The organism is Kitasatospora sp. NPDC057940, assembly GCF_042887425.1.
In the GTDB taxonomy this organism is placed as follows: Bacteria; Actinomycetota; Actinomycetes; order Streptomycetales; family Streptomycetaceae; genus Kitasatospora.
In genome coordinates this window covers 85,898-112,678 of record NZ_JBHVPH010000028.1, presented here as the reverse complement: position 1 = coordinate 112,678, position 26,781 = coordinate 85,898, and the positions used below count along the sequence as shown (strand labels likewise).

Below are 26,781 nucleotides of genomic sequence, written 5' to 3'. Positions count from 1 at the left end.
GGCCGGCGGCGCGGCGGCGGTGCGCGGCTCGGTGCTGGCGGCCGGGGCGGGCCTGGTGGCGGCGGGCGGGGTGCTGGTGGCAGTGGCGGCGGCGCTGGACGCGGCGGCCGGGGGCGGGCACGGGATGGCGGTGCTCGGGCGCGGGCCGGCGGCCCTGGTCGGACTGCTGCTGCTCGGGGTGGTGCTGCTGCCGAACGCGGTGCTCTGGGGGACGGCGTACGCCCTGGGCCCGGGGTTCGCGGTGGGCTCCGGGACGGTGGTGGCGCCGGGCGGCACCGTGCTGGGCGCCGTCCCGGAGTTCCCGATGTTCGCCCTGCTGCCGGCGGAGGGCCCGGGCGGCTGGCGGCTGGCGGCCCTGCTGCTGCCGGTGCTGGCGGGGGTGGTGCCGGCGGTGCTGCTGGGCCGGGCGGCGGCCGGCCCGCGCGCGGCGGCCGGGGCCGACGACAGCGACGGGTTCGACGACGGTGACGGCGGCGGCGACGGACCGTGGCCGCTCGCGGCGACGGTGGTGGCGGTGCTGGCGGCGGCACTGCTGACGGGCGTCGCGGTGGCGGCGGCGGGCTGGCTGTCGGGTGGCGCGCTGGCGGGCGGCCGGATGGCCCGGCTGGGGCCGTCGCCCTGGTGGACGGGGTCGGCGGCGGCGGGCTGGTTCGCGCTGGTGGCCGTGCCGGGCGCGCTGCTGGTCCGCCATCGGGCGCTGGGCCCCGCGACCGTCCCGGAGGCCGACGAAGAGGCCGACGAAGAGGCCGACGGAGAGGCCGACGGGCAGGCCGCCGAGGAGCTCGACGCGGACGCCGACGAGGGGGCCCCGCCCGCCGCCCGCGCCCGGTCGGCCGAGCGGCTGCGCCGGGGGGCGCTGCTGCTGCGGGCCCGCGGGTACGCGGCGGTGCTGCGCCTGGGAGGGCGGGCCCCCGGGAACGACTAGGCCCTGCCCGTCCTGGCCAGGCCCTGCCCGTCCTGGCCAGGCCTTGTCCGGCAGGACCGGCCGGACAGGCCTAGCCCGCGTTCCCGGTGAAGTCGACGTACCACTTGGGCGCGAACCGGTCGCAGTTGTCGGCGCCGACGGAGGTCAGCGAGTCCCGGACGCAGGTGACGTAGTCGTTGTAGTACATCCCGAGGCCGATCACCGAGGTCGCGACCACGACCGTCATCGCGCCGGTGAGGATTCCGGCGAGCGCGGCCGGGGTGAGCGGGTTCGGGGTGGCGGGCTGGTGGGCGGCGCCGGTGACGGCGGAGGCCGGGGCGGGCTTGGGGGTCCGCAGTGCGCTGATGCCCCACACGATGCCGAGCGCGCCGACGAACAGGGCGGCCCAGTGGAAGCCGACGAACAGGCAGACCAGCGCGAGCGGCCCGGCCAGCGCGGCGTTGCGGGCCCGGCGCTGGGCGGGGTCGGCGGGGTCGAGCTTGGGCGGCTGCGGGGCCGGGGGGTTGGGGCGGCCGTCCTCGGGCCGGCCGGGGCCCCAGGGGTGCGGCGGCGGGAGCTGCGGGCGTTCGCCGGCGCCCTGGTCGCCGGTGCCGTCCCGGCCCTCGCCGGGCCAGGGGTTGCGCGGCTGCCACGGCTGGTCCGGGGCATCCGCCGGCGGCGGCGCGAAGGGGTTGCGCTCGCCGGTGTCGTCACCGCTGCTCATGGTTCAGCCATTCCTTCTCGGTCGGAGGGGCGGTCTCCCGCCTCCCCTATGATCCCGCAGCCGTTCGCCGGTCCTCCGGCGGCCTGCCCGCTGCGCGGGTGCCGGGCGGCCCCGTGCCCGGGGCGACTCCGCCGCGCGGGACGGAGGAGATCCCCGTCTCAACTACGCGCGTAGCGCCGCCGGGAGGGTGCGGAGGCCGTCCGACCAGCCGTTATCGTGGTGACGGTCAGCAGCTCGCAGAGGTTCCCGGGTGCCCGCGTCGCGGTGGGTTCTCCTGGTGTTCCCCCTCGCTCGACCTGCCGTTCGTAGTGGCCCCACCACCGGTGGACGTACCAGCGGGCGGCGCCCGACCTACGGAGAATCGCGCAGTGGCCGCCGCCCCCGCCCAGCTCTTCCCGCCCCGTACGCCCGGACCGGCCCGCCTGGTGGTGCTCGTCTCCGGTTCCGGCACCAATCTGCAGGCGCTGCTCGACGCCGCCGCCGATCCGGCGTACGGCGCCGAGATCCTCGCCGTGGGTGCGGACCGCGACGGCACCGCGGGCCTGGAGCGGGCCGAGAAGGCGGGCCTGCCGGTCTTCGTCCACCGGGTGAAGGACTTCGCCGACCGGGCCGACTGGGACCGCGCGCTGACCGCCGCCGTCGCCGCCCACGAGCCGGACCTGGTGGTCACGGCCGGTTTCATGAAGATCCTCGGGCCCGAGTTCATCGCGGCCTTCGCCGGGCGGATCGTCAACACCCACCCCGCACTGCTGCCCTCCTTCCCCGGCGCCCACGGCGTCACCGACGCGCTCGCGTACGGGGTGAGGGTCACCGGCTGCACCGTCCACCTGGTCGACGCCGGGGTGGACACCGGGCCGATCATCGCGCAGGGCGTCGTCGAGGTCGTCGACGCCGACCACGCCGATGGCGGCGAAGCGCTGCACGAGCGCATCAAGACTGTCGAGCGCAAGCTGCTCGTCGACGTCGTGGGCCGGCTGGCCCGCGAGGGTCACCGCATCGAGGACCGAAAGGTATGGATTCCGGCATGAGTGCCAGCTCCACCACCCCCCCTGTCTCCGAGAACATCCGTCCGATCCGTCGCGCGCTGATCAGCGTGTACGACAAGACCGGTCTGGAGGAGCTGGCCCAGGGCCTGCACGCCGCCGGGGTCGCGATCGTCTCCACCGGCTCCACCGCCGGCCGGATCGCCGCCGCCGGCGTCCCGGTGACCGAGGTCTCCGAGCTGACCGGCTTCCCGGAGTGCCTGGACGGGCGCGTGAAGACGCTGCACCCCCGCGTGCACGCCGGCGTGCTCGCCGACCTGCGGCTGGAGTCGCACCGCGCGCAGCTGGCCGAGCTGGGCGTCGAGCCCTTCGACCTGGTCGTGGTGAACCTCTACCCGTTCAAGGCCACCGTCGCCTCCGGCGCCACCCCGGACGAGTGCGTCGAGCAGATCGACATCGGCGGTCCGAGCATGGTCCGCGCCGCCGCCAAGAACCACCCGTCGGTGGCCGTGGTGGTCGACCCGGCCCGCTACGGCGACGTGCTGCGCGCCGTCCAGGAGGGCGGCTTCGACCTGGCCACCCGCAAGCGCCTGGCCGGTGCGGCGTTCGCGCACACCGCCGCGTACGACGTCGCGGTCGCCTCCTGGTTCGAGGCCGGCTACGCGCCGAGCGACGAGCGGTTCCCGGAGTTCCTGGGCGCCACCTGGGAGCGGCAGAACGTGCTGCGCTACGGCGAGAACCCGCACCAGGGCGCCGCGCTGTACAGCGACGGCAGCGGCGGCCTGGCCGGCGCGGAGCAGCTGCACGGCAAGGAGATGTCGTACAACAACTACGTCGACACCGATGCCGCCCGCCGCGCCGCGTACGACCACGCCGAGCCGGCCGTCGCGATCATCAAGCACGCCAACCCGTGCGGCATCGCGACCGGCGCGGACGTCGCCGAGGCGCACCGCAAGGCGCACGAGTGCGACCCGGTCTCGGCGTACGGCGGCGTGATCGCGGTCAACCGCCCGGTCACCGTCGAGCTGGCCGAGCAGATCGCCCCGATCTTCACCGAGGTCGTGGTGGCCCCCGGCTACGAGGACGGCGCCGTCGAGGTGCTGGCCCGGAAGAAGAACCTGCGGGTGCTGCTGGCCCCCGAGGCGCCGGCCAACCGCCAGGAGCTGCGCCCGGTCTCCGGCGGCGTGCTGCTCCAGGACGCCGACCGGGTGCAGGCCGAGGGCGACGACCCGGCGAACTGGCGGCTGGCCACCGGTGAGGCGCTTTCCGAGGCCGAGCTGGCCGAGCTGGCCTTCGCCTGGCGGGCCTGTCGGGCCGTCAAGTCCAACGCGATCCTGCTGGCCAAGGGCGGTGCCTCGGTGGGCGTCGGCATGGGCCAGGTCAACCGGGTCGACTCCTGCAAGCTCGCGGTCGAGCGGGCCGGGGAGCGGGCCAAGGGCGCGTACGCGGCCTCGGACGCGTTCTTCCCGTTCGCGGACGGCCCTGCGATCCTGATCGCGGCCGGCGTCAAGGCGATCGTCCAGCCGGGCGGTTCGATCCGGGACGAGGAGGTCGTCGCGGCGGCCGCCGAGGCCGGGGTGACGATGTACTTCACCGGTGCCCGGCACTTCTTCCACTGATCGCGTTCCACCGCTCGCCCGGCGCACCGCCCGGGTGACGGCATGACAGAGCGGCCCGGCTCCTCCGGAAGGGGAGCCGGGCCGCTCGTCGTCCGATCGGCCCGGACGGGGCCGGTCAGCAGCGCGGCCGGTCAGTGACCCGGCCGGTCGGAGCCGCCGGTCAGTAGCGCGGCCGGGAGAACCAGGCGACGCCGTCCTTGACGCTCATCCCGACGATCATCGTGATCGAGACCGCGAGCCACATCAGCGTGAAGACGATGCCGATCGGGTTGGCGTTGCTGGCGAACGAGCCGGCCAGCCCCAGCAGGCCGAGCAGCGCGCCGAACGAGCCGTACACCATGGTGGTGATGCGGACCGCGGGCCCGCCCTTGCCGAACTTCACGCCCAGCGTGATGGAGAAGGCCGCGAACAGCGCGCACACGATGCCGACGACCACCAGCACGCCGGCCGCCGCGTTGCCGAAGCCGTTGAACGGGTCGCTCCCGTCGATCTCCTGGGCCCGGTTGGTGACCTCCTTGGCCGCCGCGGCGGCTATCAGGTAGATGCCCCCACCGATGATCTGCACGGCGCCGATGATGAACAGCAGCACCCGGGTGGTGACCACCAGGCCCGGCATGTTCTGCGGGACGGCCGGCGGGTAGCCGTAGCCCGGCCCGCCGTAGCCCGGCGCGGGCGGCGGGTAGCCGTACCCGGCCGGCGGGGCCTGCTGGGGGTAGCCGTAGCCGGGAGCCTGCGGCGGCTGGCCGTACGGGTTGTTCGGGTTGTTCGGGTCGGGCGGGTAACTCATCGGTGCCTCCGGGCAGTTGCGGGGACGTGGGGACGGGACGGAGGGCCCGGTTCCGGTTCGGCGAGTCGGGTCGCCGGTGGAACGGGACGCTAACGGAGGGGAGTGACAGCCCGGAGCGGAGCCGGGCGCGGCCGGCTCAGACGCGCGGTGAGAGCGCCGAGAACGGTGAGGACGGTGAGGACGGTGAGAGCGCCGAGAACGGTGAGAACGGAGTCGTCGACGGGCCCGCTGCGGGCAGGACGGCGCCGCAGTGGTCGGGCGGCTCGGTCTGAAGTGGTCGGCTCACGTGCTCTTTCCCCCGGGTACGCCCCCGCCGGGTGTCCGTCGGCCCGTCACCGGGCCGGGTCGCGGCAGGGAATGCCCGCATATCGTCAACCGGACGGCGGGGCCGTGTCCAGCCGGTTCCGCGCGCCGGACCGAGACTGTGGCGCAACCGCAACGTGGTCCAGGCCTTCCGTACCCGTCCGACCGGAAGGCGGGCCCTGGTACGGCGGCTTGCCCCGATCCGGGAGAATGGGGTCATGACTGCCCAGATTCTCGATGGCAAGGCCACCGCCGCCGCGATCAAGTCCGAACTCGCCGCCCGCGTGGCGGTCCTCAAGGCGAAGGGCGTCACGCCCGGCCTCGGCACCGTCCTGGTCGGCGACGACCCGGGCAGCCGCTGGTACGTCAACGGGAAGCACAAGGACTGCGCCGAGGTCGGCATCGCCTCGATCCAGCGCGAGCTGCCCGCCACCGCCACCCAGGAGGACGTCGAGAACGTCGTCCGCGAGCTCAACGCCGACCCCTCCTGCACCGGCTACATCGTCCAGCTGCCGCTGCCCAAGGGCCTGGACCAGAACCCGGTCCTGGAGCTGATGGACCCGGACAAGGACGCCGACGGCCTGCACCCGACCTCGCTCGGCCGGCTCGCCCTGGGCATCGAGGGGCCGCTGCCGTGCACCCCGCTGGGCATCGTCGAGCTGCTGCGCCGGCACGACGTCGAGATCAACGGCGCCGAGGTGGTCGTGATCGGCCGCGGCGTCACCGTCGGCCGCTCGATCGGCCTGCTGCTGACCCGCCGCAGCGAGAACGCCACCGTGACCCTGTGCCACACCGGCACCCGGGACCTCGGCTACCACCTGCGCAAGGCCGACATCATCGTGGCCGCCGCGGGCGTGCCGCACCTGGTCAAGCCGGAGGACGTCAAGCCGGGCGCGGCGGTGCTGGACGTGGGCGTCAGCCGCAGCGAGGGCAAGATCGTCGGCGACGTGCACCCGGGTGTGGCCGAGGTGGCCGCCTGGATCTCCCCGAACCCCGGCGGCGTGGGCCCGATGACCCGCGCGATGCTGCTCAACAACATCGTCGTGGCGGCCGAGCGCCGCGCCGGCGTCTGACCCCGCGACCGACACCACCACGAGGGACGGCGAGCATGACGGAACCGCGACCGGCGCGGACCCCGCGCAGGCCGGTCAAGACCACCGGCACCCTGCCGCCCGAGGGCGCGGCCGCGGCGCTCGGGCGCGACCACACCCTGCCGGTCCGGCAGTGGCCGATAACCCTGGTCCTGCTGGTGGTCGGGGCCGGCCTCGCGGTCACCTGGTTCGCCGACTTCAAGGACGGCTTCAAGTACGGGCTGCTGATCCTCGGCTGCGGGGTGCTGCTCGGGGCCGTCCTGCGGCTGGTGCTGCCCGAGGTCGGGATGCTGGCGGTGCGCAGCCGCTTCACCGACGTGATCGTGCTGACCTTCCTGGGAGCGTCGATCGTGCTGCTGACCCTGGTGGCACAGCCGAACCCGTGGCTGGAGATCCCGCTGCTCGACAACATCGGCAAGTTGATCGGCCGGCCCAAGCACTGACGCCGGGGTGACCGTGACGGCCCCCGCCCTGCGAGCCAGGGCGGGGGCCGCCGTCCGTTGTGACGCATCAGCCAGGCCCGCACCCGCGGCGTACGCTTCCCTTTGCGATAACCTGACGCCGGTCTCTCGATGTCGAGAGATCATCCTCGGCTCCAGCGCGCCGGTGTGCCTGGGGCACCTGGCGATCTGCTGGAGAAGGTAGAAATGACCCGCACCCCCGTCAACGTCACCATCACCGGAGCGGCCGGCCAGATCGGCTACGCGCTGCTCTTCCGCATCGCCTCGGGCCACCTGCTCGGTGCCGACGTCCCGGTGAACCTGCGCCTCCTGGAGATCCCGCAGGGCCTCAAGGCCGCCGAGGGCACCGCGATGGAGCTCGTCGACTGCGCGTTCCCGCTGCTGCGTGACATCACGATCACCGACAACCCGAACGAGGCCTTCGACGGCGCCAACGTCGCGCTGCTGGTCGGCGCCCGTCCGCGTACCGCCGGCATGGAGCGCGGCGACCTGCTGCAGGCCAACGGCGGCATCTTCGGCCCGCAGGGCAAGGCCATCAACGACCACGCCGCGGACGACATCAAGGTCCTGGTCGTCGGCAACCCGGCCAACACCAACGCCCTGATCGCCCAGCGCAACGCCCCGGACGTCCCGGCCGAGCGCTTCACCGCGATGACCCGCCTGGACCACAACCGCGCGGTCGGCCAGCTCTCCATCAAGACCGGTGCGCCCGTCTCCGAGATCAAGCGCGTCACCATCTGGGGCAACCACTCCGCCACCCAGTACCCGGACGTCTTCCAGGCCGAGATCGCCGGCAAGCCGGCCTTCGAGGCCATCGGCAGCGACCAGGCCTGGCTGGACGAGACCTTCATCCCGACCGTCGCCAAGCGCGGCGCGGCCATCATCGAGGCCCGCGGCGCCTCCTCGGCCGCCTCGGCCGCCAACGCCGCCATCGACCACGTGTACACCTGGGTCAACGGCACCGCCGAGGGCGACTGGACCTCCATGGGCGTCGTCTCGGACGGCTCCTACGGCGTCCCGCAGGGCCTGATCTCCTCCTTCCCGGTCACCACCAAGGCCGGCAAGTTCGAGATCGTCCAGGGCCTGGAGATCTCCGACTTCTCGCGCGCCCGCATCGACGCCTCGGTCAAGGAGCTGACCGAGGAGCGCGACGCGGTCCAGGAGCTGGGCCTCATCTGAGCCCCGCGGCACCCGCTTTCCCGACGGCCCGCCGTCTCCTTCCCGGAGGCGGCGGGCCGCCGTGTGACCGGCCGTCGCCCGTTCCTCCACTCCCCGGGCGCCGGCCGGTCCTACACTGACCCGCTGTGAACGAAACCCTCGGGGACGCCCTGCTCGTCCTCGTCTTCATCCTGCTGGGCGGGCTGTTCAACGTCGCCGAGATCTCGCTGATCTCGCTGCGCGAGGGCCAGATCCGGACGCTGGAGGCGCTCGGCACCCGGCGGTCCGCCCGGGCCGCGCACCTGGCCGCCGACCCCAACCGCTTCCTGGCCGCCGTCCAGGTCGGCGTGACCTGCATGGGCTTCCTGTCCGCCGCCTTCGGCGCGGACACCCTGGCCGGCAAGGTCGCCCCGCTGTTCGTCCGGGCCGGGCTCACCCAGGGCGTCGCCGACGCGGTCGCCCTGGTCGGCCTCACCCTGGTGATCAGCTACGTCTCGCTGGTGCTCGGCGAACTCACCCCCAAGCGGATCGGCCTGCAGCGGGCCGAGTCGATCGCGGTGATCGCGGCCCCGGTGGTGGACGTGATGTCGGTGGCGCTGCGCCCGGTGATCTGGCTGCTCGGCCACTCCACCAACCTGATGGTCCGGCTGCTGGGCGGCGACCCGGCCGCCGGCCGTGGCTCGATGAGCTCCGAGGAACTGCGCGGCCTGGTCGCCGCCAACACCGAACTCGGCAGCGACGAAAGGGCGTTGATCGCGGACGTGTTCTCCGCCGGGGAGCGGCAGCTGCGCGAGGTGATGGTCCCGCGCACCGAGGTGACCTTCCTGGACGCCGAGCGCCCGCTGGCCGCCGTCCGGCACCAGGCGGACACCTCGCCGCACTCGCGCTACCCGGTGGTCGAGGGCAGCGCCGACGCCGTGGTCGGCTTCGTGCACGTCCGCGACCTGTACGGCGCGCGCGGCGAGCAGGCCGCCAAGGCCCGCGACCTGGCCCGCCCGGTGAAGCTGCTGCCCGGCACCAAGCGGGTGCTGGAGGCGATGGGCGAGATGCGCCGCGAGGGCCACCACCTGGCCATCGTGGTGGACGAGTACGGCGGCACCGCCGGGATCGTCACCCTGGAGGACCTGGTCGAGGAGGTGATCGGCGAGATCCGGGACGAGTACGACCGGCCGGAGACCGCCGCCACCCGCCGGCTGGTCGGCGGCGGCATGGAGCTGGACGGCCTGCTCAACCTCGGCGACTTCACCGAGGAGACCGGCGCCACCCTGCCCGAGGGCCCGTACGAGACGGTGGCGGGCTGTCTGGTCGCCTCGCTCGGCCGGCTGCCCCGGGACGGCGACCAGGTGCGCGTCCCGGTCGAGGGCGGCGGCGGGGTGCTGCTGACGGTGGCCAAGCTGGAGGGGCGGCGGATCGCCCGGGTGAGGGTGAGTGCGGTCACACTGGCGGAACCTCCTGGGGCGGACGTTTCCTGAGCGCCCGGTGGAACTGGAACAATGGCCCGCATGGTCAACGCAGCGGTCACTGGTCCGGTCAAGGACCGTCCCCGGGTTCTCTCCGGCATCCAGCCCACCTCCGGCTCGTTCCACCTCGGCAACTACCTGGGCGCGGTGCGCCAGTGGGTGGACCTGCAGAAGGAGAACGACGCCTTCTACATGGTCGTCGACCTGCACGCGATCACCGTCTCGCAGGACCCGAAGGAGCTGCGCGAGAACACCCGGGTCTCCGCCGCCCAGCTGCTCGGCGCCGGCCTGGACCCGGAGCACTGCACCCTGTTCGTCCAGTCGCACGTGCCCGAGCACGCGCAGCTCGCCTGGGTGATGAACTGCCTCACCGGCTTCGGCGAGGCCTCCCGGATGACCCAGTTCAAGGACAAGTCCGTCCGGCACGGCGCGGACAGCACCACGGTCGGCCTGTTCACCTACCCGGTGCTGATGGTCGCGGACGTCCTGCTCTACCAGGCGGACGCCGTCCCGGTCGGCGAGGACCAGCGCCAGCACCTGGAGCTCACCCGCGACCTCGCCGACCGCTTCAACACCCGCTACAGCCCGACCTTCACGGTGCCGAAGCCGTACATCCTCAAGGAGACGGCGAAGATCCAGGACCTCCAGGACCCGGGCGCCAAGATGAGCAAGTCCGCCTCCTCGGACAAGGGCCTGGTCAACCTGCTGGACGAGGCGAAGGTCAGCGCCAAGAAGTTCAAGAGCGCCGTCACCGACACCGGCACCGTCGTCTCCTACGACGAGGACGGCAAGCCCGGCGTCTCCAACCTGCTGCGCATCCACTCCGCGCTCAGCGGCCAGTCGATCGACCAGCTGGTCGCGCACTTCGAGGGCAAGATGTACGGCGCCCTGAAGACCGAGCTGGCCGAGCTGTTCACCGAGTGGGTCACCCCCTTCCAGGAGCGCACCCGCTCCTTCCTGGACGACCCGGCCGAGCTGGACCGGGTGCTGGCGATCGGCGCCGAGAAGGCCCGCGAGGTGGCCGCGCAGACGCTGGAGACGGTGTACGACCGGGTCGGCTTCCTCCCGGCCGCCAAGCGGTGACTCCCCTCACACGCCTGCCCGATGGTGACGGTCTCCCCGGGACCGTCACCATCGGCGTGTCCGTGAGCGTTCCGGATCCGTACGGTGCGCAGATCCAGGACGCCCGGGCCGGGCACGGCGATCCGCTGGCCCGGTCGATACCGACGCACGTCACCCTGCTGCCGCCGACCGAGGTGCCGGCCGAGGCGCTGCCGAAGATCGAGGAGCACCTGGCGGCGGTGGCGGCCGCGCACCGGCCGTTCCGGATGCTGCTGCGCGGTGCCGGCACCTTCCGCCCGGTCTCCCCGGTGGTGTTCGTCCGGGTCGAGGAGGGCGCGCAGGAGTGCCGGCTGCTGGAGGCGGACGTCCGCTCCGGCCCGCTGGCCCGCGAGCTGGCGTTCCCGTACCACCCGCACGTGACGGTCGCGCACGGCCTGCCGGACGACGCGCTGGACCAGGCGTACGCGCAGGCACGCGGCTTCCGGGCGGCCTTCCCGGTGCCGGGCTTCGGCCTCTCCCGCTTCGACGCGGACGAGGTCTGGCGGCCCTGGCGGAGCTACCTCTTCTCCTGAACCACCGGGCCGACCTTCAACTACCTTACTGACCTTCCGAGTTCGAGCATCCGGTCGACCACCCGGCGGGACGCGCCGCCGTCGTCCAGGACGCAGTGCTCGGCCCGGAAGCGCCGGTGGCGCTCCGCGTACCCGGGCGGCAGGTCCGCGCCGGAGTCGGCGAGTTCGCGCAGCGCGCCGAGCAGTCCGGCCGAGGTGGGGACGAGCGGGCCGGGGGCCTGCGGCTCGAAGTCGAAGTAGAAGCCGCGCAGGGTGTCGCGGTAGTGCTCCAGGTCGTAGGTGAAGAAGAGCACCGGGCGGCCGGTGACGGCGAAGTCGAACATGATCGACGAGTAGTCGGTCACCAGGACGTCCGCGACCAGCAGCAGTTCCTGCGGGTCGGGGTAGTCCCCGCAGTCGAACAGGAAGCCGTCCCCGGCGCCCGGCAGCGGCTCGCGGACGTGCGCGTGCGGGCGGATCAGCAGCACGTGGTCCCGGCCGAGCAGACGCCGGGCGTGGTCGAGGTCCAGCCGCAGGCCGAGCCGGAAGCCGTCGCCGTCACCGCGCTGCTGGTCCTCGCGCCAGGTCGGCGCGTACAGCACGATCCGCTTGCCGTCCGGGATGCCGAGCCGGCGGCGGACGGCCGCGGCGGCGGCCTCGTCGGGGCGGGCGAGCACGTCGTTGCGCGGGTAGCCGGCCTCCAGGATCTCGCCGTCGTAGCGGAACGCGCGGCGCAGGATCGGGGTGGCGAACGGGCTGGGGGAGAGCAGCAGGCTCCACTGCGGGGTCTCCCGGTCGAGCGCCTCCAGGTAGCCGTGGTCGGCCAGCCAGGGGTTGTCGACGTCGTGGGCGATCCGCTTCAGCAGCGAGCCGTGCCAGGTCTGGAGCACCACCTGGCCGGGGCGGCGCTCCAGGAAGTCCGGGAAGTGCGTGTTGCCGACCAGGTACCGGCAGGTGGCCAGCGCGCGGTACCACTCCGGGCTCCAGATCCGGACGGCCCGGACTCCGGGCGGCAGTTCGGCCTGGGCGTCGTCGACCACCCAGAGGTGCTCCAACGGCGCGCCGCGGCGGGCCAGTTCGGCGTGCACCGCGCGCGGGGAGTCGGCGTAGCCGCGGCCGCCGAACACGTCGTAGAGCACGGCCTCGCGCAGCGGTTCGCGGCGGGCGGCGGGGTAGTGGACGGCGCGCTGGCGGCTCTGCGTCCAGGCGCTGCGCTCGGTGGGGGTGAGCACCGGGGTGGAGTCCACCAGCAGGGTGTCGTGCCAGCGGCGCTGGAGCAGGATCCGCTTGCCGCCGGCCGTGGTGGCGGCGGGCAGCGCGGGCAGGGTGGCGGGTGCGGCGAGCAGCGGGCGGCTCGGGCCGGGCCGCCCGGCGGGCGCCAGCGCGGCCTCCCAGATGCCCTTGCGCAGGGGCAGCGCGGTGCCGTCGGCGCCGGTGCGGGTGGCGGGCAGCAGGACCTTGAAGCGGCCGTCCTGGTCGGCCTCGACGGGGGAGCGGACCTCGCTCGCGGTGCCGGTGTGCCGCAGGACGAGTTCCAGCCGGTCCGCGGCGCGGTCCGGGCAGCGGCCGGTGAGCTCGAAGCCGCCGGCCCGGACGGCGATCCGCTCGACCAGGCCGGCCGCGGGCTGGACGCACACCTGGAGCCGGCCGTCGGCGAGGTGCTTGAGGTAGAGGGCGCGGTCCGGGGCGTCGGGCAGTCGGTGCTGGCCGGCCACCGGGCCGCCGCGCTCGTCCAGGCAGAGCTGCTCGGTGCTGCCGTCGGGGTGCAGGAACTCGGTGTCCCAGTGCTCCAGTTCGCCGCTGCCGCGACCGTCGGCGGTGAACGGCCGGTACGGCAGGTGGACGGCGAAGGTGTTGCCGGTGCGGGCGACCGGCCGTTCGATCACGGCGTCGCTCTGCCGGTGGCGCAGCCGCAGCACGGTGCCGGACGGGCAGGCGTCCGCGCTGCCGCGCAGGTCGAGGCCGTCGGTGGTGGGGGTGGCGTGGGTGAGCCGGATGCCGGGGCGTTCGAGCAGCAGCCGCAGCCGCCCGTCGGCGAAGTGCGGCTGGAGGCGGACGTCGTGGTCCACCCAGTGGGCCGGCGGGTACTCGCCGGAACCGCACCAGTGCGGGGCGAGGGCGCCGTACCGGCGGCGCAGCCGGGTGGGGCGCGGGCGGGTGAACAGGGTGGTCTCGATCTGCCAGTCGCCGAGCAGCCAGTCGGTGCCGTGGCGCAGCCGGCCGGGCTCGATCAGGGCGGTGAAGCCGGACCAGTCGTGGTTGAACTCGGGCTGGGCGCTGTCGTCGGTGACCTCGGGCAGCCGGCGGGGCCGGGAGCGCAGGTGGACGGGCGGCCGGGCCCCGTCGGCGTGGCGCAGGGTCAGCCAGGTCCAGGCGGAGCCGGGGCGGCCGGTGTCGAGGTCGTCCGGGCGGGCGAAACCGGTGAGCTCCAGGCCGCGGCCGGTCCAGCGGGCGCGCAGCAGGCCGAAGGTGACGTCCTCGTCGGCGGCGGGCTGGTCGATGCTCACGCGGGGGTCGGCGTGCGGAAGGACGAACCGTGTGAGCGCAGGCATGGCAGGGGTCCTTCGGGACGGGGGCCGGGCCATGGGCGGTGGACCGGGGCCGCCGGACCGATGCCGAGAGGAAACCGGGGCCGCATTCATATCCCATACCGGAACGCCGTTCGCGGTCAACAGTATGGACCAGAGAATTTCCCGTGAAATTCACCGACGAAACACTAGTTCGAGTGCAATGTACAGGCAAAGGCTTGGGATATTGTCAGGGAATTCCCAGGAAAGCGCGGAGGCGCCCGACGCGGTTCGCGTCGGGCGCCTCTGCGGGGCTCTCGGGGGTGCTCCGGGGCACCCCGTGCTGCTCGGTACTGCTCGGTGCTACTGCGCGCGGAGCATCGCGTCGACCACCCGGGCGGAGGCCTTGCCGTCGTCCAGGTCGCAGTACGCCGTGCGGAACGCGGCGGCCTTGTCGGCGTACTCGGCCGCGACCTCGCCGACCCGGCCGAGCGCGTCGACCAGTTCCTCGGAGGTGGCCAGCAGCGGGCCGGGCGCCTCCGCCTCGAAGTTCAGGCTGAAGCCGCGCAGGTTGTCGCGGTAGTGCTCCAGGTCGTAGGTGAAGAACAGGATCGGCTTGCCGGTCGCGGCGAAGTCGAACACGCTGGCGGAGTAGTCGGTGATCAGCACGTCGGCGATCAGCAGCAGCTCCGCCATGTCGGGGTAGCTGCCGACGTCCCAGATGTAGCCGTTGCCGGCGCCCGGGATCTGACCGCACATCATGCTGTGCCGGCGCACCAGCAGCACCTGGTCGTCGCCGAGCGCGGCCTTGGCCGCCGCCAGGTCGAGCCGCAGGTCCAGCTGGTACCCGCCGTTCGGCCGGCGCCGGTCCTCGCGCCAGGTCGGTGCGTAGAGCACGACCTTCTTGCCCTCGGGCAGGCCGAGCCTTTCGCGCACCTGTTCGGCGGTCTTCTCCCGGTCGGCCGCGAAGAGCAGGTCATTCTTGGGCGAACCGCTTTCGAGGATCTCGCCCTTGTAGTCGAACGCGCGTCGCAGGATCGGGGCCGACCAGCTGTTGCCGGCCGCCAGCAGGCTCCAGCTCGGCACCTCCCGGGCGAGGCCCTTCAGGTAGTTCGCATCCGTGAACCAGACCTTCTCGAAATCGAGGCCGATCTGCTTCAGCGGGCTGCCGTGCCAGGTCTGCAGGACCACCTGTCCGGGGCGGCGGACGAAGAAGTCGGGCAGGTGGGTGCTGGTGACGATGTACTTGGCGGTCGCCAGCGCCTCGAACCACTCCGGGCTCCACAGCCGGATCGCGCTCGCCGACTGCGGCAGGTCGGCCTGGAGGTCGTCACTGCCCCACAGGTGCTCCAGCGGCAGGCCGCGGCGGACCAGCTCCTCGTGGACCGCCCGCGGCGAGTCGGCGTACAGGCCGCCGAGGCCGACGTTGTACAGCACGGTGTCGCGCACCGGGTGCCGGCGGGCGTTCGGGTAGTCGACGTACCGCAGCTGGCGCAGCCGGTAGCCGCTGCGCTCCTCCGGCAGCAGCGCCGAGTGCGACTCCAGGGAGAGGCCGTCGTGGTGGCGGCGCTCCAGCACGATGCGCTTGCCCCGGGACTCCACCTCCAGCGGCATCGCGCCGAAGCAGTCCGGCGAGATCAGCGCGTACGAGCTCGGAAGCTCCTCGGCCGCGACGCCGACCGGGCGGAAGAAGACGTTCCAGGTGCCCTGGGCGAGCGGCACCCGGCCGGCGAAGGAGGCCGTCGGCACGGCGGGCAGCGCGGTCCGGAACCGTCCGTCCGCGATCTCCACCGGGTAGACGTGCTCCTCCTCGCGCCAGTCGTGGCGGACCACCAGCTCCCAGCGGTGCGCGCCGGACAGCGGGAACGAACCGCTGAGCAGGAAGCCGTCCGCGCCGCGGGAGGAGACCTCGTCCACCACCGGCTGGAGCAGCTGGTCGGAGAACTGCAGGTACCCGCTGGGGGAGGGCTTGGAGTAGAGCGCCCGGCGCTGGTCGACCGGGGCGTCCGGGTTGAGCGGCAGGTGCAGCTGCGCCGGGGCGTTGCGGTCGTCCCAGGTCACCGGGACGGTGCTGCCGTCGGCCAGCAGCAGCGCGGTGTCCCAGCGGTCACGGCCGCGCTCGGTGGCCACCGGGTCCAGCTCGGCCCAGGCCTCGCGGACGGCGGTCAGCTCGGCCACCGGGAAGGACACGCTGAACGGCTGCAGGCTGCCGACCGGCGCGCCCAGCTCCAGCGGGAAGGCCAGCTCGCGGTCGGACTCGACGTGGGTGAGCCGCAGCCGCGCCCCGGCGAAGCTGGAGCCGGAGCGGGCCGCGCCCGACACCTCGACCCGGCCGCCGTGCGAAGCCAGGCCGGTCACCCGGGCCTTGACCGTCTCCACCCGCAGGTAGACGGAGCCGTCCCGGACCCACGGCACGATCCGCACGTCCGGCTCGACCCAGTGCGCCGGGATGTACTGCGCGGTGTCGCTCCAGCCGGCCCAGACCCGGCCCTTGTAGACGCCGCCCTTGCCCGCGCCGGCCACCAGGACGCGCCAGTTGCCGTCCTTCCACTGGCCGCGGTGCTTGAGCTTCTTCGGGTCGATGCCGACGGTGAAGCCGGCCCAGTCGCAGCTGTACAGGTCGTGGTGGCAGCTGGCGGTGGCCTCGGGGCTGTACTGGGTCTTCATCGGCACCGCGATCACCCGGCGGCCCTTGGCCTCGCGCAGCACCAGGGTGCGGACCATGTCGTGCTTGCCGGCCGCGCCCATCTGCTCCGGGTACGCGTGCCCGGTCAGCTGCAGCCGCCCGCCGACCCAGGCCGTCTCGTACAGCCGGCTGCGCATGACCAGCGAGTTGTCCAGCTTGAGCACGCCGGACGGCACGCTCTTGCGCCCGCCGCGCAGGAACGGGTAGTCGGCGTACGGGCGCAGCAGACCGCGGGCCTGGACACCGCCGTTGCTCTCGCCCTCGTACTTGATCTGCTCGACGAACTCGTCGATCCGGCCCTGGAGGGTCAGGTGGTACTTGAGCCGCAGCGGCGCCCGCAGCTTGCGGACCTGCTCGGGACCGATCGCCCGCAGCAGCCGGCTGACGTTCTTGATGTAGGCGTCCCGGTACTCCTTGTCGCCGTCCACGACGGACCAGAAGAACATCGGGATCTCCTCGACGAGGGTGTTCTCGTCGTAGGAGCGCAGGTACTCGGCGAAGCGCGGGTCGGTCTGCTTGCGCAGCCAGCCGCGGACCAGCTCGACCGAGGTGACGCGGTCGATCAGGCCCTTGGGGTTGGTGCGCATCTGGGTGATCGACATCTCGCCGACCTCCCGCTCGCGCCAGTGGTAGATCGGCTCGCAGAGCACGTCCACGCTCTTGGCGAGGTAGTGGTGCGGCACGCTGACCGGCGCGTCCTCGTACAGGATGCCCTCGGGGTAGAGGATGCCGGCCGCGTCGAAGAAGGAGCGGCGGTACACCTTGTTCCACGCGGTGCGGTCGGTGACCAGCGCCGGGATCTCGGTGATGTGCGTCTTGAGCTTGGTCTCCCTGAACGGCTTCGAGTGTCCGCCGGACTGGTAGTAGCCCACTGCGCGGAACCGCAGCACGTTGCCGGTGGCGAAGTCCGAGCCGGTCTCGTCCAGGGTGTTGATCATCAACTCGTACGCGCTCGGCGGCATCGAGTCGTCGCTGTCGACGAAGCACAGGAACTCGGCGTCCGGGTCGATGTGCCGGATGCCGGTGTTGCGGGCCGCGCCGAGGCCCTTGTTCACCTGGCGGACCAGCCGGAACCGCGAGTCCTTGGCCGCGTACGCCTCGGCGAGGGCCGCGCTGTCGTCCTTCGAACCGTCGTCGACCATGACGCACTCGAAGTCCGTGAAGGTCTGGGCGGCGATCGAGTCGAGGCATTCGACCAGGTAACGCTCGACGTTGTAGATCGGAACGACGATGGAGAGGCGGGGAGCCATCGGCTACGCAGGCCTTTCTCGGGAAGGAGCGTGGCAGCCCGGTGAGGGCCTGACCGCACTTTGGATCGGTGCGTACGTGCGCACCGATCCTACCTCCGGGCCATGGGGCCCTTCGGGGCCACTACGCTGGGCCCGTGCCCCGCTTCAGCGTGATCGTTCCCGTGTACCAGGTCGAGGACTACCTCGTCGAGTGCCTCGACTCGGTGCTCGGCCAGGGCGGCCCCGACCTCGAACTGATCGCGGTGGACGACCGCTCCCCGGACGGCTGCGGCCGGATGCTCGACGAGGCCGCCGCCGCCGACCCGCGGATCCGGGTGCTGCACCTGCCCGAGAACGTCGGCCTCGGCCGGGCCCGCAACGCCGGCCTGGAGGTCGCCACCGGGGAGTACGTGGTCTTCCTCGACAGCGACGACACGCTCACCCCCCAACTGCTCAAGAGCGTCGACGACCGGCTCGCCGCCACCGGCGACCCGGACGTCCTGGTCTACGACTACGCCCGCACCTACGCCGACGGCCGGATCACCCGGGCCGCCTCCGCCCACGTGTTCGGCGCCGCCTCCCCGGACGTCTTCGACCTCGCCGCCCGCCCCGACCTGCTCGACCTGCTCCAGGTGGTCTGGAACAAGGCCTACCGCCGCGACTTCGTCACCGCCCAGCAGCTGGTCTTCCCGGCCGGCTACTACGAGGACACCCCCTGGACGTACCCGGCGCTGCTCGCCGCGGCCCGGATCACCCTGCTCGACGAGGTCGGCGTGCACTACCGCCAGCGCCAGGAGGGCGGCAACATCCTGGCCACCGCCAGCCGCAAGCACTTCGACGTCTTCGCCCAGTACGACCTGGTCTTCGCCTTCCTGGACCGCCGCCCCGACCTCGACCACTGGCGCCCGGTCGTCTACGGCCGGATGCTGCACCACCTCAACACCGTCGTCTCCAAGCCCGGCCGGATCCCGCCCGGCGACCGCCGCGAGTACTTCCGCCGCGCCGCCGCCCACTGCGCCCGGCTCCGGCCGGCCGGCTACCGCCCGCCGCCCGGCGTGGACGGCGTGCGCACCGAACTGCTCAGCCACGGCCGCTACGGCGCCTACCAGACCGTCCGCGCCCTCGCCCGGGCCCGCCGGCTGGTGAAACGCTAGAATCTGCGCCGAGCCTGACGGCCATTCGGAGGACGGGCCGGTATAACCGGTCGGGTGGACTTCCTGACCCGCCTCCCGGTCATCGGCCCGCTCGTCACGTGGGTACTGCGCAGCCGCCCGTACCGGGTGTACGAGCACTTCTCCGCGGCCCGGGGCAACCGGCTGGCCGGTGCGGTCACCTTCTTCGGCTTCCTCGCCCTGTTCCCGCTGCTCACGGTGGGCCTGGCGATCGCCGTCTCGACGCTCAGCGGCAGCCAGGTCGCGGACCTGCAGAAGCACATCTCCGACCAGCTGCCGGGCATCTCGGAGGCGCTCAACCTGCCCTCCCTGGTGGCCAACGCGGGCGCCGTCGGACTGGTCAGCGGGGCGCTGCTGCTGGTCTCCGGCCTCGGCTGGGTGGACACCATGCGCACCTCGATCCGGGACGTCTGGCAGCTGCCCGACGACGACACCAACGTGGTACTGCGCAAGGGCTGGGACTGCGCGGTGCTGGCCGGCCTCGGCGTGGTGTCGCTGATCTCGGTGGGCGCCTCCACCGCCGGGACGACGCTGGCCGGGCGGATCGCCGACTGGACCGGGCTGCGCAGCGGCTACCTGCTGACCGGGGTCGGCGTGCTCATCGCCATAGCGTGCGACACGCTGCTCTTCGCCTACCTGCTGGCGCCGTTCCCCGGGATCGGCGGCCAGCGCCGGCGCGACGTGCTGCAGGGCGCGCTGATCGGCGCGGTCGGCTTCGAGCTGCTGAAGGTCCTGCTCGCCTCCTACCTCGGCTCCGTCGCCGGGAAGAGCCTGTACGGGGCCTTCGGCGTGCCGGTGGCGCTGCTGCTGTGGATCAACTTCGTCTCCCGGCTGCTGATGTACTGCGTGGCCTGGACGGCGATGGCCGATCCGGTGGCCGCCCGGGAGCGCACCCGGGAGCACGCCCGGGCGCTGCTGGCGGCGGCCGACGAGGCGGCGGCCGCGGACACGGCGGCGGCCCGGCCCCAGGAGAAACCCTGAGACCGGGCCGTCAGGCCGTCCGTTGGCCCGGCCGTCACCAGCCGGAGGGCCCGCGGCGGCCGCGCCGCAGGACCAGCACCCCGTAGCCGGCCGCGGCCGTCACCAGCACGACGGCCAGCCAGCCGCCGAGGCCGAGCCCGTCGTCCTCGGCGGCCGCCGGGGCGGCGGCGGGGGCGGTGCCGGGCCGGGTGGCGGGGGTGGAGTGCGGCGGGGGCGCGCCGGCGGTGCCGCCGGCCTGGCCGGAGGGCTCGCCGTCCGGCGGGAGCTCGTCGACCAGCTTGCCGACCGGCTGCACCTTGCCGGCCGCCGCGAAGCCCCAGTCCAGCAGGGCCGCGGTCTCGTCGTAGACCTTCTGGTAGCCGTCCGGGTGCATCACGGTCACCAGCAGGGTGCGGCCGTTGCGTTCGGCGGCGCCGACGAAGGTCGAGCCGGCGTTGGTGGTGTAACCGTTCTTCACGCCGATCAGGCCGGGGTACTTGCCCAGCAGGCGGTCCGTGTTGGCGATCCCGAAACTGCCGCGCTGGCCGGTGTTCTTGTCCACCGCGCCCGGGAACATCGCCTGCCGGGTGGCGCAGTACATCCGGAAGTCGGGGTTGCGCAGGCCGGCCCGGGCGAACAGCGACAGGTCGTAGGCCGAGGAGAGCTGCCCGTCCATGTCGTAGCCGTCCGGGGAGATCACCCGGGTGTCCCGGGCCTGGAGGGCGTCGGCGCGGGACTGCATCTCGACGACGGTCTGCTCGACGCCGCCGTTCATGTGCGCCAGGACGTGTACGGCGTCGTTGCCCGAGCTCAGGAACACCCCGCGCCACAGGTCCTCGACCCGGTATTCCAGGTTCTCCTTGATGCCGACCAGGCTGCTGCCCTCACCGAGCCCGAGGATCTCCTCGTCGGCGACCTTGTGCACCGTGCTGCGGTCGAACTTGGGCAGCACGGTGTCGGCGAAGAGGATCTTCAGGGTGCTGGCCGGGGCGAGCCGCAGATGCGGGTTGCTGGCCGCCAGCACGTCGCCCGACGTGGCGTCGGAGACTATCCAGGACTCGCCGGTGAGGTCCCTCGGCAGGGCCGGGGCTCCGGCCAGCGGCGAGACCTGGACGCCGGAGCGCCCGAGCCGCTCGCCGCCGACCACGGAAGCGGCCGGGGGCGGCTCCTGCGGGGCGGCGACCGCCCCCGGGGCGGCTAACAGGGCCGGGAGGACCGCGGCGGTCGTGACGAACAGATGCGCGAATTTCTGACGACGTGTGGACACGCGCAGACCGTACCCACTCCGGGGCATCCGCTGTGCGCCACACCGAGCCGGTCCTCCGTATGAGGGGCCCGCCCTACGCCGATCGGCGGTCCGCGCATACTGGGGGACGCACCCCGCCTCCACACCCCCGACGAGGACCCCCATGAAGCTCAGCCGCCGCACCTCCTGGTTCCTGACCGCCTTCGGCGTCTGGTCGATCATCATCTGGACCACCTTCGTCAAGAACCTCTGGAAGGACTCCGGCGGCCAGGCCTTCACCAACGGCGACCACTCCCAGCCCACCGCCTTCTTCTGGATCCACCTCCTCCTCGCCGTCACCTCCTTCCTCCTCGGCATCGCCGTCGGCGCCATCGGCCTGCGCGGCATCCGCGCCACCCGCCGCACCCCGGCCACCGACTGAATCTCCGTTGCCGCTGTCGGTCCCCACTGGAAAGATCCTCACCGCTCGTACACGTGACGAGATCTCTCGATCAAAGGGGTGGGGTACTTCCATGACACTTCGGCATGCCCGCAGACTCGGCGGGGTGACGGCAGCCGCGATCGCGGCCGGCCTGCTCACCGCGCCCGGCGCCTTCGCCGCCGACACCGCGCCGGCCGTCCTCGGCACCAGCCAGGGCAGCGAGTACCGCGCCGACGCCTGCGACTCGACCACCGCCCCGAGCTGGGTCGGACGGACCATGAACGGCCCGACGCTCAACGCCAAGGTCACCGGCACCGGCGCCCGGTTCGGCGTCTGGGACGAGACCACGGGCGCCCAGGACCCGGTGTTCACCGGAACGGCCCAGGCGTACGGCCAGCAGGCCAAGGTCGCCGTCCCCGGCCTGGTGGACGGGCACGGCTACGCATGGCACGCCTGGGCCGTGCAGGACCAGCAGACCTCCGCCCCGTCGGCGGACTGCCACTTCCGGGTGGACACCACGAGCTCGACCGTCACGGTCTCCTCGCCCGACTTCCCGGCGGGCGGCACCGCCACCAAGTACGCGGGCCAGAGGGGGACCTTCGTCCTCACGACCGCCGACCCGGCCCCGGCCGGCGGGCAGGCCTCCGGTGTCGACTGCGTCCGGTACGGCTTCAGCAACCTCGGTGTCGGCGGCTGCGACTCGTCCGATGCCGTCAAGCCGGGTGCCGACGGCACGGTGACGGTCGACCTCAAGGTCCGGGACTGGGGGACCAACATCCTCAACGTCCAGGTGATGGACAAGGCGGGCAACGTCGGCGGGGCGTCCTACACCTTCTACGCACCGTCGAACCCGAACCCGCCGAAGACCCTCGGCGACGTCGACGGGGACGGCACCGCGGACATCCTGCTGCCCGACGCGCAGGGCAACCTGCAGTACCTCAGCGTGAACGCGTCCGGTACGACGCCGAATACGGTGATCAAGGGCGCCCGCGCGCCGTACGACGGCAACTGGGCGCCGTTCCAGGTGGCCCACCTGGGCTGGTCGAACCAGCACGCGCCGTCCTCGGACGACCTCTTCGTCCACAAGCCGGGCGACGGCTACCTCTACCAGTACCGGAACTTCGACTACGGCTCCTTCGGCCAGAGCTGGACGGGTGCCGCGCGTTCGACCCGCTGCGTGGACGCCACCGGGGCGGACGCGGCGTGCCCCGCCGACTACGCCTCCGACTGGTCGAAGGCGGACCAGCTCGTCGCGTTCGGTCCGGCGGCCGGCGGCTTCGCCCCGTCGCTGGTGACCCTTGAGGGAGGCGACCTCTGGCTGCACGCCGGTGGCAACTTCAGCTTCGGCACCCAGAAGGTGCGCAAGCTCACCACCACCGGCGACTGGGCCGGCTACGACCTGATCGCCCCCGGCCCGGATGCCGCCGGCAACCTCGCCCTGTGGGCGCGCGACCGGGCCACCGGTGACCTGCACGCCTACCCGGTCCCGAAGAAGGCCGACGGCACCTTCGACTTCTCCGCGCTCGCGGACCCGAAGGCGAACGTGGTCGCCACCGGCTTCACCACCGCCGCCTACCCGACCCTCGGCAGCTCGGGTGACGGTGACGGGGACGGCGCGCCGGACCTGTGGGCCGTGACCGCCGACCGGCACCTGGTGACCTTCAGCGGCTGGTCCGCCCCGAAGGACCTCGGCGCGCTGCGCTGAGCCCACGGCGAAGGCCCCCGTCCGATCGGATGATCGGACGGGGGCCTTCGCCGTGTCAGGCGGAGATCAGAAGCGGCGGGTGACCAGCGCCCGCTTCACTTCCTGGATCGCCTTGGTGACCTCGATGCCACGCGGGCAGGCCTCGGAGCAGTTGAAGGTGGTGCGGCAGCGCCACACGCCCTCACGGTCGTTGAGGATCTCCAGGCGCTGCTCGGCGCCCTCGTCGCGCGAGTCGAAGATGAAGCGGTGCGCGTTCACGATCGCGGCCGGGCCGAAGTACTGGCCGTCGTTCCAGAACACCGGGCAGGACGACGTGCACGCGGCGCACAGGATGCACTTGGTGGTGTCGTCGAAGCGCTCGCGCTCCTCGGCGGACTGCAGGCGCTCGCGGGTCGGGTCGTTCCCCTTGGTGATGAGGAACGGCATGACGTCCTTGTACGCCTGGAAGAACGGGTCCATGTCCACGACCAGGTCCTTGAGGACCGTGAGGCCCTTGATGGCCTCGATCGTGATCGGCTTCTCCGGGTTGACGTCCTTGATCAGGGTCTTGCACGCCAGCCGGTTGCGGCCGTTGATCCGCATGGCGTCGGAGCCGCAGATGCCGTGCGCGCAGGAACGGCGGTAGGTGAGGGTGCCGTCCTGCTCCCACTTGATCTTGTTGAGCGCGTCCAGGACGCGCTCCTTCGGGTCCAGCGTCAGCTGGTAGTCGACCCACACCGGGTCCGGGTGCTCCTCCGGGTTGAACCGGCGGATCCGGAAGGTGACGGTGATCAGCTCGACGCCGCCCGCCTCGACCGCGTCCAGAGCGGCCGAGTGCTTCTCCACGGTAGGAGTGCTCATCAGTACTTACGCTCCATCGGCTGGTAGCGGGTCGTGACGACCGGCTTGTAGTCGAGGCGGATGGAGGTGCTGCCGTCGGCGGCGACCTCCTGGTACGCCATGGTGTGCTGCATGAACTTCACGTCGTCACGGGTCGGGAAGTCCTCGCGGTAGTGGCCGCCGCGCGACTCCTCGCGGGCCAGCGCGGAGACGGCCAGCACCTCGGCCAGGTCGAGCAGGTTGCCCAGCTCGACGGCCTCCAGGAGGTCCGTGTTGTACCGGAAGCCCTTGTCCTGGATCGAGACGTTCTTGTAGCGCTCCTTCAGCGCGGCGATGTCCTCGACCGCCTGCTTCAGGGTGGCGCCGGTGCGGTACACCATCGCGTTGGCGTCCATGGTCTCCTGCAGCTCCTTGCGGATCTGCGCCACGGACTCGGTGCCGGCGGCCTCGCGCAGGCCGTCGACCAGGGCCTGGACCTTCTCGGCCGGGTTCTCGGGCAGCTCGACGAACTCGTGCACGTTGGCGTAGTCGGCGGCGGCGATGCCCGCGCGACGGCCGAACACGTTGATGTCCAGCAGCGAGTTGGTGCCCAGGCGGTTGGCGCCGTGCACGGACACGCAGGCGACCTCGCCGGCCGCGTACAGGCCCGGGACGACGTCGGTGTTGTTGCGCAGCACCTCACCCTCGACGTTGGTCGGGATGCCGCCCATGGCGTAGTGCGCGGTGGGCTGGATCGGGATCGGGTCCGTGTAGGGCTCGATGCCGAGGTAGGTGCGGGCGAACTCGGTGATGTCCGGGAGCTTGGCGTCCAGCTGCTCCGGCGGCAGGTGGGTCAGGTCCAGGTAGACGTGGTCGCCGTCCGGACCGCAGCCGCGGCCTTCGCGGATCTCGGTGTAGATCGCGCGGGAGCAGACGTCACGGGACGCGAGGTCCTTCATGACGGGGGCGTAGCGCTCCATGAAGCGCTCGCCGTCCTTGTTGCGCAGGATGCCGCCCTCGCCGCGGGCGCCCTCGGTGAGCAGGATGCCCATCCGCCAGATGCCCGTCGGGTGGAACTGGAAGAACTCCATGTCCTCCAGCGGCAGGCCGCGGCGGTACACCAGGGCCTGGCCGTCACCGGTGAGGGTGTGGGCGTTGGAGGAGACCTTGAAGAACTTGCCGGTGCCGCCGGAGGCGAACACGACGGACTTGGCCTGGAAGACGTGGATCTCGCCGGTGGCCAGCTCGTAGGCGACGACGCCGGCCGTCTTGCCCTCGTTGATCAGCAGGTCGAGGACGTAGAACTCGTTGAAGAACTCGACGCCGTGCTTGACGCAGTTCTGGAACAGCGTCTGGAGGATCATGTGACCGGTGCGGTCGGCCGCGTAGCAGGAGCGGCGGACGGGGGCCTCACCGTGGTTGCGGGAGTGCCCGCCGAAGCGGCGCTGGTCGATGCGGCCCTGCTCGGTGCGGGAGAAGGGCAGGCCCATCTTCTCCAGGTCGAGGACGGCGTCGATGGCCTCCTTGCACATGATCTCGGCGGCGTCCTGGTCGACCAGGTAGTCACCACCCTTGACCGTGTCGAAGGTGTGCCACTCCCAGTTGTCCTCCTCGACGTTGGCGAGGGCGGCGCACATGCCGCCCTGGGCCGCGCCGGTGTGGGACCGGGTGGGGTAGAGCTTGGTCAGGACGGCGGTGCGGGTGCGCTGCGTCGACTCGATGGCCGCGCGCATGCCGGCGCCGCCGGCGCCGACGATGACGGTGTCGTACTGGTGAATCTGCATGGGGGTTCTAACTCGCCTCTGGCCTCTGCCGATTGCCGATTAGATGCTTTGTCGTCAGATGTTGGGGTCGAAGGTGAAGATCACCAGGGTGCCGAGCAGCACGGTGAAGACCGTGGCGGTACCCATGAGCCCCTTCAGCCAGAGCCGGGTCGAGTCCTTCTCGGCGTAGTCGTTGATGACCTGCCGCATGCCGTTGGCGCCGTGGAGCATGGCGAGCCAGAGCATCGTGAGGTCCCAGACCTGCCAGAACGGCGAGGCCCAGCGGCCGGCCACGAAGGCGAAGCCGATCTTGGAGACGCCGCCGTCGAGCACCAGCATGATCAGCAGGTGGCCGAGGATCAGGACCACGAGGACGATGCCGGACAGGCGCATGAAGAGCCAGGCCAGCATCTCGAAGTTGGTGCGGGTGCGGCGCGGGGTCTTCTCGGTGCGCTTGCGCGGCGGCTCGATGACGAACGCGTCGGCCGGGTTGCCGGTGCCGAGGCCCTTGCCGGTGTGCGCCTGCGCGGAGGGGACGACCAGTGCGTCGGAGTATTCCGTGGACATGTGTCAGCTCACTTCCCGAACCAGGAGATCAGCGTGTGCTGCAGGATCCCGTAGAAGGAGCCGGCCATCAGCACGACCCAGACCGCCACGACGGTCCAGAGCATCTGCTTCTGGTACTTCGGGCCCTTGGACCAGAAGTCCACGGCGACGACCCGCAGGCCGTTGAGGGCGTGGAACAGGATGGCGGCCACCAGGCCGTACTCCATCAGGTTCACGAGAGGAGTCTTGTACGTCTGAATGACGGTGTCGTACGCCTCGGGCGACACTCGCACCAGAGCGGTGTCCAGGACATGGGCGAACAGGAAGAAAAAGATGAGGACGCCGGTGACTCGATGAGCCACCCAGCTCCACATGCCTTCCCGGCCGCGGTACAGCGTTCCAGCCGGCACGGAAAAACCCTCCGGAAGCGATTGGGGGCTCGGCCGGCTTCGGTGTCGGTCAGCCCGGCCAGGTACGGTCCACCGGCCGCCAGCATCCTATCGACGCTGCGTCGCGAACCGCCTCCGGGGGTCGTAGGTGTGATCAATCAGGCACGACTGGCCTAGCCGGACGGGAACCAGCGACACTTCGGTCGCTCTGGGTGACCGCTCGACTGCGTTACGGTGGCGGCCCGCTCCGCCGTCG

22 protein-coding genes are annotated in these 26,781 nt (G+C 72.2%); 13 read left to right on the top strand and 9 right to left on the bottom strand.

Going from position 1 to position 26,781, the window contains the following annotated elements:
• Positions 1 to 925, top strand: a 925-nt coding sequence (locus tag ACFVTF_RS31510; RefSeq protein WP_387817631.1) for a DUF6350 family protein, incomplete at its 5' end; no start/stop codon positions are given.
• Positions 926 to 995: 70 nt separating this feature from the next.
• Here the strand turns inward: ACFVTF_RS31510 and ACFVTF_RS31505 are convergent.
• Complete coding sequence (locus ACFVTF_RS31505; RefSeq protein WP_371518478.1) at positions 996 to 1,628, bottom strand: hypothetical protein; 633 nt, start codon at positions 1,626 to 1,628, stop codon at positions 996 to 998.
• 368 nt (positions 1,629 to 1,996) lie between these two features.
• Here ACFVTF_RS31505 and purN point away from each other — a divergent pair, with 368 nt between their 5' ends.
• Both purN and purH read left to right on the top strand, forming a co-directional pair.
• Positions 1,997 to 2,656, top strand: coding sequence for a phosphoribosylglycinamide formyltransferase (gene purN, locus ACFVTF_RS31500; RefSeq protein WP_387817630.1), 660 nt, complete (start codon positions 1,997 to 1,999; stop codon positions 2,654 to 2,656).
• Complete coding sequence (gene purH / locus ACFVTF_RS31495; protein WP_350877213.1) at positions 2,653 to 4,230, top strand: bifunctional phosphoribosylaminoimidazolecarboxamide formyltransferase/IMP cyclohydrolase; 1,578 nt, start codon at positions 2,653 to 2,655, stop codon at positions 4,228 to 4,230. The genes purN and purH overlap by 4 nt, the downstream gene beginning before the upstream one ends.
• 160 nt (positions 4,231 to 4,390) lie before the next feature.
• Here purH and ACFVTF_RS31490 read toward each other — a convergent pair whose 3' ends face one another.
• Positions 4,391 to 5,017 carry a hypothetical protein gene (locus ACFVTF_RS31490; RefSeq protein WP_371518481.1) on the bottom strand — a complete coding sequence of 209 codons (627 nt, stop codon included), beginning with the start codon at positions 5,015 to 5,017 and terminating at the stop codon, positions 4,391 to 4,393.
• Positions 5,018 to 5,538: 521 nt separating this feature from the next.
• Between ACFVTF_RS31490 and ACFVTF_RS31485 the strand changes: the two genes are divergently transcribed.
• From ACFVTF_RS31485 to ACFVTF_RS31460, 6 genes are all read left to right on the top strand, one after another.
• A complete protein-coding gene (locus ACFVTF_RS31485; RefSeq protein WP_371518483.1) occupies positions 5,539 to 6,393 on the top strand; it encodes a bifunctional methylenetetrahydrofolate dehydrogenase/methenyltetrahydrofolate cyclohydrolase in 855 nt (284 codons plus the stop codon).
• Between the two features lie 35 nt (positions 6,394 to 6,428).
• Complete coding sequence (locus tag ACFVTF_RS31480) at positions 6,429 to 6,854, top strand: DUF3017 domain-containing protein (protein ID WP_063349030.1); 426 nt, start codon at positions 6,429 to 6,431, stop codon at positions 6,852 to 6,854.
• Between the two features lie 204 nt (positions 6,855 to 7,058).
• Complete coding sequence (locus ACFVTF_RS31475) at positions 7,059 to 8,051, top strand: malate dehydrogenase (RefSeq protein WP_371518484.1); 993 nt, start codon at positions 7,059 to 7,061, stop codon at positions 8,049 to 8,051.
• Between the two features lie 125 nt (positions 8,052 to 8,176).
• Positions 8,177 to 9,502, top strand: a complete 1,326-nt coding sequence (locus tag ACFVTF_RS31470; protein WP_387817629.1) for a hemolysin family protein — start codon at positions 8,177 to 8,179, stop codon at positions 9,500 to 9,502.
• 30 nt (positions 9,503 to 9,532) lie between these two features.
• Complete coding sequence (trpS, locus tag ACFVTF_RS31465) at positions 9,533 to 10,573, top strand: tryptophan--tRNA ligase (protein ID WP_371518488.1); 1,041 nt, start codon at positions 9,533 to 9,535, stop codon at positions 10,571 to 10,573.
• A gap of 62 nt (positions 10,574 to 10,635) precedes the next feature.
• Complete coding sequence (locus tag ACFVTF_RS31460) at positions 10,636 to 11,124, top strand: 2'-5' RNA ligase family protein (protein WP_347878545.1); 489 nt, start codon at positions 10,636 to 10,638, stop codon at positions 11,122 to 11,124.
• A gap of 20 nt (positions 11,125 to 11,144) precedes the next feature.
• Here the strand turns inward: ACFVTF_RS31460 and ACFVTF_RS31455 are convergent, their stop codons facing one another.
• Together ACFVTF_RS31455 and ACFVTF_RS31450 are read right to left on the bottom strand one after the other, a co-directional pair.
• The gene (locus ACFVTF_RS31455; protein WP_387817628.1) at positions 11,145 to 13,655 is read right to left on the bottom strand and encodes a CDP-glycerol glycerophosphotransferase family protein; all 2,511 of its coding nucleotides are present in this window, start codon (positions 13,653 to 13,655) and stop codon (positions 11,145 to 11,147) included.
• Between the two features lie 318 nt (positions 13,656 to 13,973).
• On the bottom strand, positions 13,974 to 17,546 hold the full coding sequence (locus ACFVTF_RS31450; protein WP_387817626.1) for a CDP-glycerol glycerophosphotransferase family protein: 3,573 nt from the start codon (positions 17,544 to 17,546) through the stop codon (positions 13,974 to 13,976).
• Between the two features lie 134 nt (positions 17,547 to 17,680).
• Between ACFVTF_RS31450 and ACFVTF_RS31445 the strand changes: the two genes are divergently transcribed.
• A complete protein-coding gene (locus ACFVTF_RS31445) occupies positions 17,681 to 18,679 on the top strand; it encodes a glycosyltransferase family 2 protein (RefSeq protein WP_387817625.1) in 999 nt (332 codons plus the stop codon).
• 54 nt (positions 18,680 to 18,733) lie between these two features.
• Positions 18,734 to 19,678: a YihY/virulence factor BrkB family protein gene (locus ACFVTF_RS31440; RefSeq protein WP_371518494.1), complete on the top strand. Its 945-nt coding sequence runs from the start codon at positions 18,734 to 18,736 to the stop codon at positions 19,676 to 19,678.
• 34 nt (positions 19,679 to 19,712) lie between these two features.
• On the opposite strand, the gene ACFVTF_RS31435 is transcribed toward ACFVTF_RS31440, so the two are convergent.
• Entirely contained in the window at positions 19,713 to 20,924 is a 1,212-nt protein-coding gene (locus tag ACFVTF_RS31435) for a D-alanyl-D-alanine carboxypeptidase family protein (protein ID WP_387817624.1), read from the bottom strand.
• Positions 20,925 to 21,066: 142 nt separating this feature from the next.
• On the opposite strand from ACFVTF_RS31435, the gene ACFVTF_RS31430 reads away from it, so the two are divergent.
• Positions 21,067 to 21,324: an SCO4848 family membrane protein gene (locus ACFVTF_RS31430; RefSeq protein WP_387817623.1), complete on the top strand. Its 258-nt coding sequence runs from the start codon at positions 21,067 to 21,069 to the stop codon at positions 21,322 to 21,324.
• A gap of 91 nt (positions 21,325 to 21,415) precedes the next feature.
• Positions 21,416 to 23,029 (top strand): hypothetical protein, encoded by a 1,614-nt coding sequence (locus ACFVTF_RS31425; RefSeq protein WP_387817621.1) that lies wholly within the window; start codon positions 21,416 to 21,418, stop codon positions 23,027 to 23,029.
• 66 nt (positions 23,030 to 23,095) lie between these two features.
• Here ACFVTF_RS31425 and ACFVTF_RS31420 read toward each other — a convergent pair whose 3' ends face one another.
• From ACFVTF_RS31420 to sdhC, 4 genes are read right to left on the bottom strand one after another with little or no spacing between them, the layout of a single operon-like run.
• Positions 23,096 to 23,869, bottom strand: coding sequence for a succinate dehydrogenase iron-sulfur subunit (locus tag ACFVTF_RS31420; RefSeq protein ID WP_387817619.1), 774 nt, complete (start codon positions 23,867 to 23,869; stop codon positions 23,096 to 23,098).
• Complete coding sequence (gene sdhA, locus ACFVTF_RS31415) at positions 23,869 to 25,611, bottom strand: succinate dehydrogenase flavoprotein subunit (RefSeq protein WP_063349041.1); 1,743 nt, start codon at positions 25,609 to 25,611, stop codon at positions 23,869 to 23,871. Before sdhA ends, ACFVTF_RS31420 begins: the two co-directional genes overlap by 1 nt.
• 54 nt (positions 25,612 to 25,665) lie before the next feature.
• Positions 25,666 to 26,157, bottom strand: coding sequence for a succinate dehydrogenase hydrophobic membrane anchor subunit (locus ACFVTF_RS31410; RefSeq protein WP_371518499.1), 492 nt, complete (start codon positions 26,155 to 26,157; stop codon positions 25,666 to 25,668).
• An 8-nt stretch (positions 26,158 to 26,165) separates the two neighbouring features.
• Positions 26,166 to 26,546 (bottom strand): succinate dehydrogenase, cytochrome b556 subunit, encoded by a 381-nt coding sequence (gene sdhC, locus ACFVTF_RS31405; RefSeq protein ID WP_063349043.1) that lies wholly within the window; start codon positions 26,544 to 26,546, stop codon positions 26,166 to 26,168.
• Positions 26,547 to 26,781: the final 235 nt, after the last annotated feature.

Coding starts and splice junctions, on each gene's coding strand:
- ACFVTF_RS31455 (WP_387817628.1), bottom strand. CDS start 13,655: ATGCCTGCGCTCACACGGTTCGTCCTTCCGCACGCCGACCCCCGCGTG.
- ACFVTF_RS31430 (WP_387817623.1), top strand. CDS start 21,067: ATGAAGCTCAGCCGCCGCACCTCCTGGTTCCTGACCGCCTTCGGCGTC.
- ACFVTF_RS31485 (WP_371518483.1), top strand. CDS start 5,539: ATGACTGCCCAGATTCTCGATGGCAAGGCCACCGCCGCCGCGATCAAG.
- ACFVTF_RS31410 (WP_371518499.1), bottom strand. CDS start 26,157: ATGTCCACGGAATACTCCGACGCACTGGTCGTCCCCTCCGCGCAGGCG.
- ACFVTF_RS31425 (WP_387817621.1), top strand. CDS start 21,416: ATGACACTTCGGCATGCCCGCAGACTCGGCGGGGTGACGGCAGCCGCG.
- ACFVTF_RS31505 (WP_371518478.1), bottom strand. CDS start 1,628: ATGAGCAGCGGTGACGACACCGGCGAGCGCAACCCCTTCGCGCCGCCG.
- purH (WP_350877213.1), top strand. CDS start 2,653: ATGAGTGCCAGCTCCACCACCCCCCCTGTCTCCGAGAACATCCGTCCG.
- sdhA (WP_063349041.1), bottom strand. CDS start 25,611: ATGCAGATTCACCAGTACGACACCGTCATCGTCGGCGCCGGCGGCGCC.
- ACFVTF_RS31450 (WP_387817626.1), bottom strand. CDS start 17,546: ATGGCTCCCCGCCTCTCCATCGTCGTTCCGATCTACAACGTCGAGCGT.
- ACFVTF_RS31480 (WP_063349030.1), top strand. CDS start 6,429: ATGACGGAACCGCGACCGGCGCGGACCCCGCGCAGGCCGGTCAAGACC.
- ACFVTF_RS31475 (WP_371518484.1), top strand. CDS start 7,059: ATGACCCGCACCCCCGTCAACGTCACCATCACCGGAGCGGCCGGCCAG.
- ACFVTF_RS31490 (WP_371518481.1), bottom strand. CDS start 5,017: ATGAGTTACCCGCCCGACCCGAACAACCCGAACAACCCGTACGGCCAG.
- ACFVTF_RS31420 (WP_387817619.1), bottom strand. CDS start 23,869: ATGAGCACTCCTACCGTGGAGAAGCACTCGGCCGCTCTGGACGCGGTC.
- trpS (WP_371518488.1), top strand. CDS start 9,533: ATGGTCAACGCAGCGGTCACTGGTCCGGTCAAGGACCGTCCCCGGGTT.